Source organism: uncultured Aquimarina sp. (assembly GCF_947500065.1).
Taxonomy (GTDB): domain Bacteria; phylum Bacteroidota; class Bacteroidia; order Flavobacteriales; family Flavobacteriaceae; genus Aquimarina.
On the sequence record NZ_CANMQT010000010.1, the window covers coordinates 34,875 to 49,577 of the forward strand.

Annotated in this window: 14 protein-coding genes; 9 read left to right on the top strand and 5 right to left on the bottom strand. The window is 35.0% G+C overall.

The window, feature by feature from the left end; translation table 11 throughout:
- The first annotated feature begins 88 nt into the window (after window positions 1–88).
- The 9 genes from Q0975_RS22535 (at window position 89) to Q0975_RS22575 (ending at window position 7,629) form a co-directional block, all read left to right on the top strand.
- Window positions 89–1,021 carry a DUF5694 domain-containing protein gene (locus tag Q0975_RS22535; RefSeq protein ID WP_299441030.1) on the top strand — a complete coding sequence of 311 codons (933 nt, stop codon included), beginning with the start codon at window positions 89–91 and terminating at the stop codon, window positions 1,019–1,021.
- 253 nt (window positions 1,022–1,274) lie between these two features.
- Complete coding sequence (locus Q0975_RS22540; protein WP_299441033.1) at window positions 1,275–2,378, top strand: hypothetical protein; 1,104 nt, start codon at window positions 1,275–1,277, stop codon at window positions 2,376–2,378.
- Window positions 2,379–2,509: 131 nt separating this feature from the next.
- On the top strand, window positions 2,510–2,974 hold the full coding sequence (locus tag Q0975_RS22545; protein ID WP_299441036.1) for a DUF5063 domain-containing protein: 465 nt from the start codon (window positions 2,510–2,512) through the stop codon (window positions 2,972–2,974).
- A 167-nt stretch (window positions 2,975–3,141) separates the two neighbouring features.
- A complete protein-coding gene (gene rmuC, locus Q0975_RS22550) occupies window positions 3,142–4,539 on the top strand; it encodes a DNA recombination protein RmuC (RefSeq protein WP_299441038.1) in 1,398 nt (465 codons plus the stop codon).
- 11 nt (window positions 4,540–4,550) lie between these two features.
- Complete coding sequence (locus tag Q0975_RS22555) at window positions 4,551–4,895, top strand: hypothetical protein (RefSeq protein WP_299441041.1); 345 nt, start codon at window positions 4,551–4,553, stop codon at window positions 4,893–4,895.
- The gene (locus tag Q0975_RS22560; protein ID WP_299441044.1) at window positions 4,892–6,046 is read left to right on the top strand and encodes a serine hydrolase; all 1,155 of its coding nucleotides are present in this window, start codon (window positions 4,892–4,894) and stop codon (window positions 6,044–6,046) included. Before Q0975_RS22555 ends, Q0975_RS22560 begins: the two co-directional genes overlap by 4 nt.
- A 15-nt stretch (window positions 6,047–6,061) precedes the next feature.
- Window positions 6,062–6,427: a 6-phosphogluconate dehydrogenase gene (locus tag Q0975_RS22565; protein ID WP_299441046.1), complete on the top strand. Its 366-nt coding sequence runs from the start codon at window positions 6,062–6,064 to the stop codon at window positions 6,425–6,427.
- A gap of 176 nt (window positions 6,428–6,603) precedes the next feature.
- A complete protein-coding gene (locus tag Q0975_RS22570; RefSeq protein WP_299441048.1) occupies window positions 6,604–7,146 on the top strand; it encodes an acyl-CoA thioesterase in 543 nt (180 codons plus the stop codon).
- Between the two features lie 93 nt (window positions 7,147–7,239).
- On the top strand, window positions 7,240–7,629 hold the full coding sequence (locus Q0975_RS22575) for a cytochrome c (protein WP_299441051.1): 390 nt from the start codon (window positions 7,240–7,242) through the stop codon (window positions 7,627–7,629).
- Window positions 7,630–7,693: 64 nt separating this feature from the next.
- Here the strand turns inward: Q0975_RS22575 and ilvA are convergent, their stop codons facing one another.
- The 5 genes from ilvA to ilvD all read right to left on the bottom strand — a co-directional run bounded on the left by ilvA (window position 7,694) and on the right by ilvD (window position 14,669).
- Window positions 7,694–8,959 (bottom strand): threonine ammonia-lyase, encoded by a 1,266-nt coding sequence (ilvA, locus tag Q0975_RS22580; RefSeq protein WP_299441054.1) that lies wholly within the window; start codon window positions 8,957–8,959, stop codon window positions 7,694–7,696.
- 111 nt (window positions 8,960–9,070) lie between these two features.
- Window positions 9,071–10,546: a ketol-acid reductoisomerase gene (gene ilvC, locus Q0975_RS22585; protein WP_299441057.1), complete on the bottom strand. Its 1,476-nt coding sequence runs from the start codon at window positions 10,544–10,546 to the stop codon at window positions 9,071–9,073.
- Window positions 10,547–10,629: 83 nt separating this feature from the next.
- On the bottom strand, window positions 10,630–11,163 hold the full coding sequence (ilvN, locus tag Q0975_RS22590) for an acetolactate synthase small subunit (protein WP_299441060.1): 534 nt from the start codon (window positions 11,161–11,163) through the stop codon (window positions 10,630–10,632).
- Between the two features lie 50 nt (window positions 11,164–11,213).
- Window positions 11,214–12,947, bottom strand: a complete 1,734-nt coding sequence (ilvB, locus tag Q0975_RS22595; RefSeq protein WP_299441063.1) for a biosynthetic-type acetolactate synthase large subunit — start codon at window positions 12,945–12,947, stop codon at window positions 11,214–11,216.
- Between the two features lie 45 nt (window positions 12,948–12,992).
- Window positions 12,993–14,669: a dihydroxy-acid dehydratase gene (gene ilvD / locus Q0975_RS22600; protein ID WP_299441066.1), complete on the bottom strand. Its 1,677-nt coding sequence runs from the start codon at window positions 14,667–14,669 to the stop codon at window positions 12,993–12,995.
- Window positions 14,670–14,703 lie beyond the last annotated feature (34 nt).

Sequence of the window (14,703 nt, forward strand, 5' to 3'; positions counted from 1 at the left end):
CAATTCGCCACAAGTGGCAGATCTAATGATCTATAATCATTTTCGGTATTTAGTTTTGACAAAAATAAATGTCAAAATCTTTCTATTTATGAAAACGATTATTTCAATCTTAGTACTTTTAAATATTAGCATTACCTCTCTTTTTGCCCAGCAGCAAAAAAAAACAGAAGTTTTTATAATTGGTACGATGCATACGGTTCCAAAGATTGTAAAACATAGCTATCGTCCACTTCTCAAAATTGCAACATCATACAATCCTGATGCAATTTATGTAGAACGTCAAAGATCTGATGACACTCTAAGTTTAAAAAATTATGAAAGTAATTGGTTCATTCCCTATGGCGATAGTATTGCAACTATTTTCAAAAATGACACCAACAAAACATTGATATTACAAGACGTAAGTATTTTTTCTATGAAACCAGCAGATTTTCAGTACCTAAAAAAATATTACGCGGTAACTAGAGATAAAGCCAATTGGTATTATTATGCATATTTATCCAAATATGGTGTCAAAGGCAGTAAAAAACCTTTAAGAAATGAAAATGGTGATCTAACTTCTAAATTAGCCATAGCAATGGATATGAATTATATATATGCGATGGATTATCAACATGAAACCCAAAGTTACACAAAACTATCAAGAGCTTGTATTAAACAAAGCAATCTAGATGGGGAAATACACTACTTAAAAAAATATCATAAAAGAGAGTATAGAAATGCTATCATACCAGCTCTTTTTGGAAGATTAGCATATCATACTAACAAACAAAAAACAGTAAACATGTATGAGATTTCTAATCGCTTTACATTTAGAAAAACAGACTGCTCTCCTTGCAACAAAGCCGCGGAAGTTTGGGACAGGAGAAATACAGGAATGGCAAAGAACATTGGTGAACAAGTTTTACAACACGGTCATAAAAAAGCAATTGTAATCGTTGGTGCTGGTCATCTCCTAGGTCTCAAAAGAGCCTTAGAAAAACAACATCCTGAATTCACAATAAAAATAATGGATGAATAACTGATACTATCCTTAATCTCAGAAACATAAAACATTATCAATCTGTAATTCAACAAATTAAAAGGTTTAACCATAGAACTCATACAGCATAACAACAATATTTATTTAAAAATTGTCACTATCTTTATGGGGAATTTTAATATTAAAAAAACATTACACTAATATCCCCGCTACCCTAATTGAAATTGTTTTTTTAAAAGGATTTTTTAATAGTTAGTTGTTATAGTATCAACGACCTACTCATAACATGTGTATGCTAAGATTATTTGTTTCTATTACTTTTATTTTTTTATTTTTAAATCTATCTGCTCAATCAGTAAATGATTACAGAACTAATGGAACAAATGGTAATTGGACAACAGTATCAATCTGGGAGGTGTACAATGGAACAACATGGGTGGCTGCGACAAACTATCCGGGACAGATCGCTGGCGCCAATGATGTATCGATAGAAGGTAACTCTGAGGTAACTATAAATTCTACGATCCCTAACAGTTTTAATTCGCTAACCATAGGACCAGGAACATTATTTGTAAGTGCGGATTCTAGTTTAGACACTCCACTAATTACGTTAACGACTGGAGGTGAAGCGGAGTGGACAAGTAATAATACTGACTTATCACTTCCTGCCAATGCCTCTATAATAATTGATGGTGGTAATTTGGTAGAAGATAATCCTTGTAATGCCACAAAAACAGTAACTATTGGTGGTACTGTTTATGCTTCCTGTAATGGCGGAGGTGGTGGTGTTGATTATGATTTTGATGATATCAATACAGGTGGAGGAACTCTAAGTGTTGCTCCTACTTCTAACGGACCTATTTGCCTAGGACAAACGTTGACTCTTTTTGCGAATCCAGGTGGATCTGGTAGTACTGGTGGAACATTCAGCTGGTCAGCTACCGGACCTGGTGGATACTCTTTTAGCTCAACAGCAGAAAATCCTACGGAAAGTAGTATTATAACAGCAGGGACTTACACATATACAGTAACCATTACTGATGGTGATGGTAATGGAACTACCAATACCAACTCAATTGATGTAGAAGTTAATAGCGCTCCCAATGCTCCAATAAGTGGAGGCAATCAAACTGGATGTACAGGCGGAACCATTCCTACCCTTACCGCAACAGTAAACGCAGGAGAAACTGTAGATTGGTATGATGCTTCTGTAGGAGGCACGTTATTATTAAGTGGTAATACCAGCTATACTCCTACTATTGCGGCTAGTTATTTCGCTGAAGCCAGAAATACAACTACCGGCTGCGTTAGTACTACAAGAACAGAAGTTATACTAACTCTTAGGTCTTGTAAAGTAATTACTAATAGAAGAATTACGTTTAGAGTTAATCAGTAATGCAAGACTTATTACAAGTATAGAAAACTCCTAGAAAAACAATTCTCTATAATTATTCCAGAAAAGATAGGAATCAAATTTATATGCTATTTTAAAAATTCTTAACTAGATTTGTAGTAAAACAACCAATCTTGAACCATTTACTTAGCATCATAGAACCTATCATACAATGGGGAATAACTCCAAAACTTAAAATCGAAAACAAGGAACTTATATTAAAAAAGTCCTTACTATCATTATACCAAGAATATCTTGCTTTAGAAGGAAATGTAGCAACGGACGAAAAAGAATATCCAGAAGCTCCTGAATTCAATTTTGAAAAAATCTCTAATACCATTCGTTCTAATTTTCCAGAATTAGGGTTTTACCAAATGGTTTTAGATCCATTTGATCTCGAAAAACCAAACAATGGGCTTGGGGATGCTAATGATGATTTATCAGATATTATCAAAGATCTGATGGAAGTGCAATGGAGATTCCAAAATACTAGTGAGACGGATGCTATATGGTATTTTGAATTTATTATGCGTAATAATTCTGAACAACATTTAGTGAACTTTCTAAAAACGGTAAAAGATCTGGAAGAGCATTCATAATTTGATTATTTACCTACACTTCTTCTCTACTTATACTAGCTAAATTTTTATCTTTGAACAAACTACTCTCAAAGCAAGCTCTTGAGCAGGTGTAGCAAACTTATTTTTTATCTCGAGGCAAGCCTCAGAAAATTAAAATCTCGATTATCGAGTAAATAAAAAATTACATGTCAGAATACATATTACTTATTGTTGCAGTTGTCGCAATTATAATTGGTTTTTTTATAGGTAAATACGTAGCTTCTCTTAAAAACAAGAGTGAGCAAAGTGCTCTTAGTGAACGCGCTAATCAATTACAACTACAATTTGATGAAGCTAAAAAAGCTGCAGATCAACAACTAGAATTTACTAAACAACAGCAAGAAACGTATAAGCAATCTTTAGAAAAACAACTTTCTGATATTTCTAAAGAACGAGAAGAAATCCGAAGAGAAAAAGATTTCTTAAACACAGAACTTACTCGAAGAAATGCAGAGTTTGAAAACCTCCAGCTCAAAAACCAGGAACAAAAAGACGAAGTAGAAAAGCTACAGGAAAAATTTACTAAAGAATTCGAAAATCTGGCAAACAAAATTCTGGATGAAAAATCAAATAAGTTTACGGAACAGAATAAAGAAAATATAAAAAACATCCTGAATCCGCTTCAGGAAAAGATCAATACTTTCGAGAAAAAAGTAGAACAAACTCATAAAGAAAGTATCGATTATCACGCAGCTTTACGTCAGCAAATAGTAGGACTAAAAGACCTTAATGAACAGATGAGTAAAGAGGCTACCAATCTTACAAAAGCCTTAAAAGGTGATAGTAAGATGCAAGGAAACTGGGGTGAATTGGTTTTAGAACGTGTATTAGAAAAATCCGGATTAGAAAAAGATCGAGAATATTTTGTACAACAAAGTTTCACAACTGCCGATGGACAACGTGTTTTGCCAGATGTTGTAATTCACCTGCCTGACAGCAAAAAAATGATAATCGATTCTAAGGTAACTCTTACAGCTTATGAACGTTATGTAAATGAAGATGATGATGATCTTAGAACTACATACCTTAAAGAACATATCACATCTTTAAGACGTCATATAGACCAACTTTCTGAGAAAAATTATCAGGATCTATACGACATAGAATCTCCTGATTTCGTATTACTTTTTGTCCCGATAGAGCCAGCTTTTGCGATTGCTATTAATGAAGATAGTAAACTATATAATCAAGCTTTTGAGAAGAATATAGTCATTGTAACACCAGCTACATTGTTAGCCACCTTACGCACAATCGATACGATGTGGAATAATGAAAAACAACAGCGTAATGCAATAGAAATTGCACGACAGGCAGGAGCGCTCTATGATAAATTCGAGGGATTAGTCAAAGATCTTACAGGAGTAGGAAAAAGGATTGATGATGCCAAAAAAGATTACACTGCAGCGATGAACAAATTAGTTGACGGACGCGGTAACCTTATTACCAGTGTAGAAAAACTTAAAAAAATGGGAGCTAAAGCCAAAAAAGCATTACCTGAAGCAATCATTAAACGTGCTTCTGAAGACAATACTAATGATATATAATCTCAACAATTATGGAAGCTAACACTCCACAAATATTAATCCAATTACTTTTAGGGCTGGTTTATTCAATACCTACGATTTTTTTTATCATAATTAGTATTCATTATCTATTAAAAATGGGGTCTACAACCGACGGAATCTTAATTTTATTAGGTAATAGCATCTTGCTACTATCGAGTATACTCGGAAAGATTGCCTGGATTCAGTTAGTGTTCTATCAAAAGTGGGAAGGAGAAATATACTCCTATGTAAATATAGTTTTGGGCACAATATCATTTATTGGATCTGTTTTATTCGTGATTGGAGTGTTTCTTTTGGTGAAAAAGGTCTTAAAAACAAAATCGTTATCAGCATGAAAAGTAAACACGGATTCATCTTATTATATATTCTTGGGTTTACTATACAAATAGGAATAGCGCAGCAAGGCTATTTCCCAGAACGAGGAAACTGGGAAGAAAAAGCTCCTTCAGAATTCAAAATAAATTCAGGAAAGATTGAGGCAGCCATTCAATATGCTAAAGACCATGAATATTCTGGTTCAAAGGATTTACGTCAAGCAATTCTTAAAGGCTTCCAGAGAGAACCTTATCATAAGATACTAGGACCAACTAAAAAAAGAGGAACTCCTGCCGGTTTAATTATAAAAAATGGATATATCATTGCGAAATGGGGTGATGTTGATCGTGTCGATATGACGTTTAGTGTCACCAAAAGTTATTTATCAACTATAGCTGGATTGGCTATAGATAAAAAATTAATTGGTGCAGTAGATGATTTTACGTATCAATACGTTTGGGATCAGACCTATGATGGGAACCATAATAAAAAAATAAGTTGGAGACATTTACTCACACAATCTTCTGACTGGTCAGGGCAATTATGGGGAGGATATGATTGGGCGGATCGACCACCAAAAGAAGGTGGTATCGATGATTGGAAATTCAGAAAATTAAACGAGCCGGGAACCGTATTCGAATACAATGATGTTAGAGTAAATGTTTTGGCATACTCACTTCTAAATGTTTGGAGAAAATCTTTACCACAAGTGCTAAAAGAAAAAATCATGGATCCTATTGGTGCGTCTACAACCTGGCGATGGTATGGATATGATAATTCGTGGGTAAATATAGATGGTATCCAAATACAATCTGTAAGTGGAGGTGGTCATTCTGGTGGTGGATTATTTATAAATACTAAAGATCATGCTCGTTTCGGATTATTGTTTCTAAATAATGGAACCTGGAAAAATAATAGACTTATTTCAGAAAACTGGATCACCGAAGCGACCAAATCATCTAAAGCCAATTCTAACTATGGTTTTATGTGGTGGTTAAATCAAAAAGGAAGTCGTCATTGGAAAGGTCTGCCTGAACATTTGTTTTATGCAGCAGGTTTTGGAGGTAACTTTATAATAATTGACCAAAAACAAAACCTGGTTATTGTCACCAGATGGTTAGAACCTCGCCAAATTGATGAATTTGTAACTAAAGTATATGAAGCTTTTTAAAACGAATATGTATTTATGAAAAAAGTATTAGCTATTATAATTATAGTCATTATACTGCTTTTTGCTTCTTGGTATGCAATTGTCTATTTTGCCACCTATAGTGAAGGTGTTAGAAGCGGAGAACTGATTAAATTCAGCAATAAAGGTGTTGTATACAAAACCTGGGAAGGAGAAATTAGTCAAGGGATTTCTGGAGCTCAGATATTTAGTTTTTCGGTGGAAGGAAAGAACAAAGAAGTCATCAAAAAATTGGAAGAATTTCAAGGAAGGTATGTAAAATTGAAATACAAAGAACGTTTCGCTGCTATTTCATGGTTGGGAGATACCAAGTATTTCATAGTTGATGTTGAAGAAGAAGAATCTCCGCATTTTAGAAAGTAATACCAAATGAACTATATTACACTAATAATTTGTTTTCTTTCCTACTACTTCTTCGTTATAAAATTTAATCATAGCTATGGCTATTCTGAAATTTTATGTCTTGAATTAGCGAAAACTAATTCAAATTCTTTTAGCATAATTATATAGTATATTTGGTATAATAAAGAAATTAGTAGATGAAAAAATACAAAACAGCGAAAAAATCCAGAGTAGTTATTTCAGAATTAATGCTTCCGTCTCATTCTAACTTTAGCGGAAAAATTCACGGAGGATATATTCTATCCCTCATGGATCAAATTGCATTTGCTTGTGGGTCTAAACATTCTGAAACGTATTGTGTCACTGCAAGTGTTGATAAAGTAGATTTTCTAAAGCCTATAGAAGTTGGTGAACTGGTGACTATGAAGGCATCTATAAACAATGTTGGTAAAACTTCTATGGTAGTTGGAGTGCGTGTAGAATCAGAAAACATTATGACAGGTAAAGTTAAGCATTGTAATTCTAGTTATTTTACGATGGTTGCTAAAGACAGTAAAGGAAAAAGTATGGCTGTTCCTGGTTTGGTTTTAGAAAATGAAACAGCAGTACGACGTTTTGTAAGAAGTGTTATCCGAAAAGATGATGTAAAAGCCAGAAGAGATCGATTTAAAGCTTCAGAATTTAAACTTGAAGATCACTTAGAATTACTAAAGGAATACAATGTAAAGGTGGAGTTATAATTTATCAATGATCTTTACGTTATACTTGTTAAAAAAGAAGACTTTTATTCCATCTTAGGAAGATCTGTTATATTGAAGAAAAAACAAAAAGCTATGAAAACCCCAATTCAACTATTATTATTCGTATTCATGATTACTTTATTGAGTTGTGGAAGCAGCGATGATGGTGGAACAACAGAACCAACTCCTCCACGTGAAGATCCAATTCCTGGAAAAACTTCTACCTATATAGCAGATGTAAAAACAATTATAGATAGTAATTGTTTGGAATGTCATGGTACTCCTCTTCAGAATTCAGCACCTATGCCGCTTGAGACTTTTCAGGAAGTTGTAAGTGCCGTAAATACAAGAGATTTATTAGGATTTATTTCTACTAATAATGCTTTTAATGTAATGCCTCCATCTGATGAAGGTGGAAGAATGCCACAAGCCACTATCGATATTGTTGAAGATTGGATCGCTGATGGACTTTTAGAGCAGTAATTATCCATAACAATTCATCTGGAATCACCCTTCGACTGTGCTCAGGGTTCGTTTATCCAAGAGTTTAAACCAAAAATTGAAACAAATCTGGTTTATCATTCAGATAATCTCCATAGAAGTTATACGCTTTCATTCTTGAGATTAGCGGTTGGAGATCACCTTTATCCTTAAGTTCTATGCCTACCACAGCAGGGCCATTCTCTCTGCTTGATTTTTTAGAATATTCAAAATGAGTAATATCATCATTGGGTCCCAAGACTTCTCCTACAAATTGTTTCAAAGCACCTGCTCTTTGAGGAAATCGGACAATGAAATAATGTTTAAGATCGGCAAATAGCAATGCTCGTTCTTTGATTTCTGCTGTTCGAGTAATATCATTATTACTTCCACTAACAATACAGACTACATTTTTACCTTTTATTTTATCTTTATAAAACTCTAGTGCTGCTAGTGTTAATGCTCCTGCAGGTTCAACAACAATAGCATCTCTATTATACAAATCTAAAATCGTCTGGCATACCAATCCTTCAGGAACAGTAATCATATCGGCTAAATAAGATTTACAAATATCAAAATTTAGATCACCCACCTTTTGCACAGCTGCGCCATCAATAAACTTATCAATGCTAAAAATCTCTGTATTTTTATTTTGCTGAATAGAGGTTAACATAGAAGGCGCTCCTTCAGGTTCTATACCAATGATCTTAGTTTTTGGAGATAATGCTTTCATTGCTCCACATAATCCAGAAGCCAAACCTCCTCCTCCAACGGCTACAAATACGTAGTCGACTGGATGATCTGTTTGTTTAAAAATCTCTAATCCTATAGTTCCTTGTCCTTCTATAGTTTTTGGATCATCAAAAGGATGTACAAAAGTTTTCTCTTCTGTAATACAAGCTTCTTTTGCTGCTTTGGATGCATCATCAAACGTATCACCTTCTAGAACGATATTCACATGCTCTCCGCCAAACATTTTGGTTTGTTCTACCTTTTGTTTTGGTGTAACAGATGGCATATAAATAGTACCCTGAATTCCTAAATGATGACAAGCAAAAGCTACTCCTTGAGCGTGGTTTCCCGCACTAGCACATACTACTCCTTTTGCTAACTGTTCTTTGGTTAGTGAATTGATCTTATTAAAAGCTCCTCTGATCTTATAAGATCGCACTCGCTGCAAATCTTCTCTCTTTAATAGAATATTTGCATCGTATTTTCTAGAATAACGAATACTATTCATTAGAGGAGTAACCATAGAAACCTCCTTTATGACGGAGGCTGCTTTTTGGATATCTTCTAATTCAGGAAAATATGTGGTTACTTCTGTATTCATTATTTCTATTAATAACTATTAAAACATTTGTTAGTCTGAATCCATCAAAGATTACACAATACACATCTCAAAAAACTTCGACAGACCCAGCTAAACAAATAAATTATTAAATTACACTATTGGCTTCATTGCAGTCATTGAAGCTCTCAATCTAGCTCCTACAACCTCTATAGGATGGTTTCTTAAAGCGGCATTTACTTCAATTAACTTTGCATTATCAACACCATTACTTTTACCTTCGTCAAAAGCCTTACCAATCACATCAGTATCGATCTTTTTCATAAAATCTCCTAGCAAAGGTTTACACGCATGATCGAATAAATAACATCCGTATTCTGCAGTATCAGAAATTACTCTATTCATTTCAAACAACTTCTTACGTGCAATTGTATTTGCAATAAGTGGAGTTTCATGTAAAGATTCATAGTACGCGGATTCTTCTATAATACCTGAAGAGGTCATCGCTTCGAATGCAAGCTCTACTCCTGCTCTTACCATAGCTACCATAAGTACTCCGTTATCATAAAACTCTTGTTCAGAAATCTCGACATCACCTGCTGGTGTTTTTTCAAATGCTGTTTCGCCTGTTGCCGCTCTCCACGATAATAAGTTTTTATCATCATTTGCCCAATCTTCCATCATTGTTTTAGAAAAATGGCCACCGATAATATCATCCATATGCTTTTGGAATAATGGACGCATAATATCTTTTAATTCCTCTGAAAGTTCGAATGCTTTTACTTTTGAAGGATTTGACAATCTATCCATCATATTTGTTATACCTCCATACTTTAATCCTTCTGTAATGGTTTCCCATCCGTACTGAATTAATTTAGAAGCATATCCTGCATCAATTCCTTTTTCTACCATCTTATCAAAGCAAAGAATAGAACCCGTTTGTAACAGTCCACAAAGAATTGTTTGCTCGCCCATAAGGTCTGATTTAACCTCTGCTACAAAAGAAGATTCTAAAACACCTGCTCTATCACCACCAGTTCCTACTGCATATGCTTTAGCTTGCGCCAATCCGTGATTTTGAGGATCATTCTCTGGATGCACTGCAATTAATGTTGGTACTCCAAAACCTCTTTTATATTCTTCTCTAACCTCAGATCCAGGACATTTTGGTGCAACCATAATTACAGTTAAATCATCTCTAACCTGCATTCCTTCTTCTACAATATTAAATCCATGAGAATACGATAATGTTGCTCCTTTTTTCATTAAAGGCATTACAGTATTTACTACTTGTGTATGCTGTTTATCAGGTGTAAGATTAATCACTACATCCGCATTTGGCACTAACTCTTCATAAGTCCCTACAGTAAATCCATTCTCTGATGCATTTTTATAGGATTGTCTTTTTTCTTTGATAGCTGCTTCACGAAGGGTATATGATATATCCAATCCAGAATCTCTCATATTTAATCCTTGATTCAATCCTTGTGCTCCGCAACCCACGATTACTATTTTTTTCCCTTTAAGTACTTCAACTCCGTCTGTAAATTCAGAGGAGTCCATAAATCTACACTTTCCTAATTGTGTTAGTTGATCTCTTAATGATAGCGTATTAAAATAATTTGCCATTTCCTTCTTAATTTGTGGTTACTTCCGTTTACACGGAAATCTATTTAATTTTGATTTCTAGTTGTTTATGTTGCCTGTATCATTTACAGGGCTTCTGTTCCAAAACTTTCGATTATTTTGGATATGTGCATTTTTTCTTTTGTAACAGCTATTCTACCAGAACGCACAAACTGCATTAAACCATAAGGTTCTAACGTATCATATAACTTTTCTACCTCTTTACGTCTTCCTGTTTTTTCTAATACAAAAAACTCTGGTGTTACAGTGACGATATTGGCATTGCTTTCTTTAATGACATTTTGTATCTGTCGTTCTTCAAACAATAATTTTGAAGCTACTTTAAACAATGCGGTTTCCTGATAAATAGTTTCATCATCTTTATGATAAAAAGCTTTTATAACTTCTATTTGTTTTTCAATCTGACCCACTAGTTTCTTAACCTGTTCTTCAGTTATTTTTACTACGATAGTAAATCGAAATACATCTTTAATCTCTGAAACCGATGCCGTCATACTATCTAAATTAATATGACGCTTAAGGAAAATTGCAGATATTCTATTCAACAACCCTATATTATTCTCAGTATATACTGATATGGTATAACACTCTCTTTCCATTATTATATCGTTTTATAGATTCTAGCCTACGCTAGAATGACAACTTCTTATTACTCTAATCTTATATCTGAAACTGAAGCTCCTGTTGGGATCATCGGAAACACATTATTTTCTTTTTCTACACATACTTCTAAAAAGTAAGGATCTTTTGAAGCAATCATCTCTTTGATTGCAGTTTGTAGATCTTCTCTTTTTGTCACTCTTTTCGCCTCTATATGATATCCTTTTGCAATGGTTACAAAATCTGGATTTACCATTTCTGTAGAAGCATATCGTTTATCAAAAAATAGTTGTTGCCATTGACGTACCATCCCTAAAAAATCATTATTCAGTACTACAATTTTCACAGGTACTTTAGTTTGAAAAATAGTTCCCAGTTCTTGTATTGTCATTTGATACCCTCCATCACCAATTATAGCAACAACTTCTCTTTCTGGGGCTCCCATTTTGGCTCCTATTGCAGCAGGTAGTGCAAAACCCATAGTTCCTAATCCTCCGGAAGTAACGTTACTTTTAGATTTTGTAAACTCGGCATATCTACAAGCAATCATTTGGTGTTGTCCTACATCTGAAACAATAACAGCATCCCCTTTGGTTTCCTCGTTAATTCCTCTTAACACTTCTCCCATAGAAAGACCTTCATTAGAAGGATACAGCTCCTCTTTGATTACCTTATCATATTCAATGGTATCAAAGTCTTTAAATTCTTGTAACCACGACTCATGCTTTTTAGGGGCTACCATAGGAAGTATATTGGCTAATGTCTTCTTCACATTACCCATAACGGCAACATCCGCCTCTACATTTTTATTTATTTCTGCCGGATCAATCTCGAAATGGATAACTTTAGCCTGTTTCGCATAGGTTTCTAAATTACCTGTAACACGATCATCAAAACGCATTCCTATTGCTAATAACAAATCACATTCATTAGTGAGTTTATTAGGTCCATAATTACCGTGCATTCCTACCATACCTACATTAAGAGGATGAGCTGTTGGCAAAGCAGATAACCCTAGAATTGTCCACGCAGATGGAATACCTGATTTTTCAACAAAATCTTTTAATTCTTCTTCCGCTTCTCCAAGAATAACTCCTTGACCAAAAACAATCATTGGTTTTTTTGCGTTATTAATCAAATCAGCTGCCTGCTCTAATGTTTTAGGGTCTGTTTCCGGAACTGGTTTATAACTTCTAACTCCTTTACAGGTTGAGTATTTGAAATCGAGTTCTCCAAACTGAGCATCTTTTGTAATATCAATAAGAACAGGACCTGGACGACCTGAACGCGCAATATAAAACGCTTTCGCTAACACAGAAGGGATATCCTCTGCTTTGGTTACCTGATGATTCCATTTTGTAATTGGAGTAGAGATTCCTATAATATCTGTTTCCTGAAAAGCATCGGATCCTAATAAATGAGAACCTACCTGACCTGTAATACACACCATAGGTGTAGAATCAATTTGCGCATCCGCTATTCCTGTTACAAAATTAGTTGCTCCTGGTCCCGATGTAGCAATAGCTACTCCTACTTTACCACTTGTCCTAGCATACCCTTGCGCAGCATGCGTTGCTCCCTGCTCATGTCTGGTAAGTACATGATGTAATTTATCCCGAAACTTATAAAGCTCATCATATACTGGCATAATAGCACCGCCAGGATATCCGTAAATTAAATCTACACCTTCGGCTAACAGACAATGTATTACTGCTTCAGCTCCTGTCATTTGACCGGTAGTTTCTTTAGTTTCTTTTTCTATTGTTTGCGTTTGTGTTTCCATTACGCTATATTTTTTTATACTCCAGTTATACTGGAATGTTTTTTTTTAGAATTCGTCTGTTACACATCCTTGAGATGCAGATGAAACTGTGTTTGCATATTTATATAAAACTCCTTTGCTGAATTTCAATGGTGGTTGAACCCAAGAAGCTCTTCTTTTTTTAATTTCTTCCTCCTCAATTGCAACTGAAATAGAATTTGTTTCCGCATCAATGGTGATAACATCTCCATCTTCTACTAATGCAATTAAACCTCCTTCTTGTGCTTCTGGAGTGATATGTCCCACTACAAATCCATGAGTTCCTCCCGAGAATCTTCCGTCAGTAATTAATGCTACATCTTTACCAAGACCCGCTCCCATAATTGCCGCTGTTGGTTTTAACATTTCAGGCATTCCGGGACCTCCTTTTGGACCTTCGTACCTAATGACGACTACATTTCCTTTCTCTACTAATCCATCTCTTATTCCATCATTAGCATCATATTCACTGTTAAATACTTTTGCTTTCCCTTGAAAACGTAATCCTTCTTTACCCGTAATTTTCGCTACACAACCATCTTCGGACAGGTTTCCAAACATTATTCTCAAATGTCCGGTAGGTTTTATAGGTGTTTCTATAGGTTTGATTACATCTTGTCCTTCTGTAAGGTCAGGAACATCTAACAGGTTTTCTGCCAGCGTTTTTCCTGTAACAGTCAAACAATCTCCATGTAACAATCCTTTCTTTAATAAATATTTAAGTACCGCGGGAATTCCTCCAACTTCATGCACATCTTCCATCAAATATTTCCCACTTGGTTTCAGATCTGCCAAAAATGGAGTTTCATCACTTATTCTCTGAAAATCAGCTAATGTAAACTCTACATCCGCAGCTCTGGCAATCGCTAAAAAGTGTAATACAGCATTGGTAGAACCTCCTAGTACGGTAACCAATCGAATAGCATTCTCTAAAGATTTTTTGGTGACAATATCTAATGGTTTAATATCTTTTTCTAAAAGTGTTCGCATTGCACGTCCTGCAGCGATACTCTCTTCTTCTTTATTGTTACTGATCGCAGGATTTGATGAATTATATGGCAACGACATTCCTAAAGCTTCTATTGCAGAAGCCATCGTATTAGCAGTATACATTCCTCCACAAGCTCCTGCTCCTGGACATGCTTTTTCTATCACACTCTTATATTCGTTCTGAGTAATAGTTCCTGCAACCTTTTCTCCCCATGCTTCAAAAGCCGAAACCACATCCAATTTCTTGCCTGCATGTAATCCAGAGGCAATCGTACCTCCATATACCAAAATCGATGGGCGATTTAATCGTAACATTGCCATTAATGCTCCTGGCATATTTTTATCACAACCTACTACAGTCACCATTCCGTCATATGACATTGCCTGAACCACAGTTTCCATAGAATCCGCAATTACATCTCTAGAGGGTAGTGAGAAACGCATTCCTGGTGTTCCCATAGAAATACCATCGCTAACACCTATGGTATTAAATATCAATCCTACCACATCCTCTTGTTGCGTCCCTTGCTTTACTAGTTTTGCCAAATCATTAAGATGCATATTACAAGGATTCCCTTCGTAACCTGTACTTGCAATACCAACCAGAGGTTTTTTAAAATCTTCGTCAGTCAACCCGATAGCATGAAGCATTGCCTGAGCAGCTGGTTGCGTATCGTCTTGTGTTACTTGTTTGCTATATTTATTAATGCTCATTCCTTTTGAATGTGAATTTTTTATTAATTTCTTA

Excerpts from the sequence above, each read along its gene's own strand:
- Q0975_RS22570 (WP_299441048.1), top strand. The coding sequence starts at position 6,604 with ATGAAAAAATACAAAACAGCGAAAAAATCCAGAGTAGTTATTTCAGAA.
- ilvB (WP_299441063.1), bottom strand. The coding sequence starts at position 12,947 with ATGGAAACACAAACGCAAACAATAGAAAAAGAAACTAAAGAAACTACC.
- Q0975_RS22565 (WP_299441046.1), top strand. The coding sequence starts at position 6,062 with ATGAAAAAAGTATTAGCTATTATAATTATAGTCATTATACTGCTTTTT.
- Q0975_RS22560 (WP_299441044.1), top strand. The coding sequence starts at position 4,892 with ATGAAAAGTAAACACGGATTCATCTTATTATATATTCTTGGGTTTACT.
- Q0975_RS22535 (WP_299441030.1), top strand. The coding sequence starts at position 89 with ATGAAAACGATTATTTCAATCTTAGTACTTTTAAATATTAGCATTACC.
- ilvN (WP_299441060.1), bottom strand. The coding sequence starts at position 11,163 with ATGGAAAGAGAGTGTTATACCATATCAGTATATACTGAGAATAATATA.
- ilvC (WP_299441057.1), bottom strand. The coding sequence starts at position 10,546 with ATGGCAAATTATTTTAATACGCTATCATTAAGAGATCAACTAACACAA.
- Q0975_RS22540 (WP_299441033.1), top strand. The coding sequence starts at position 1,275 with ATGCTAAGATTATTTGTTTCTATTACTTTTATTTTTTTATTTTTAAAT.
- ilvA (WP_299441054.1), bottom strand. The coding sequence starts at position 8,959 with ATGAATACAGAAGTAACCACATATTTTCCTGAATTAGAAGATATCCAA.
- Q0975_RS22575 (WP_299441051.1), top strand. The coding sequence starts at position 7,240 with ATGAAAACCCCAATTCAACTATTATTATTCGTATTCATGATTACTTTA.
- rmuC (WP_299441038.1), top strand. The coding sequence starts at position 3,142 with ATGTCAGAATACATATTACTTATTGTTGCAGTTGTCGCAATTATAATT.
- Q0975_RS22555 (WP_299441041.1), top strand. The coding sequence starts at position 4,551 with ATGGAAGCTAACACTCCACAAATATTAATCCAATTACTTTTAGGGCTG.
- ilvD (WP_299441066.1), bottom strand. The coding sequence starts at position 14,669 with ATGAGCATTAATAAATATAGCAAACAAGTAACACAAGACGATACGCAA.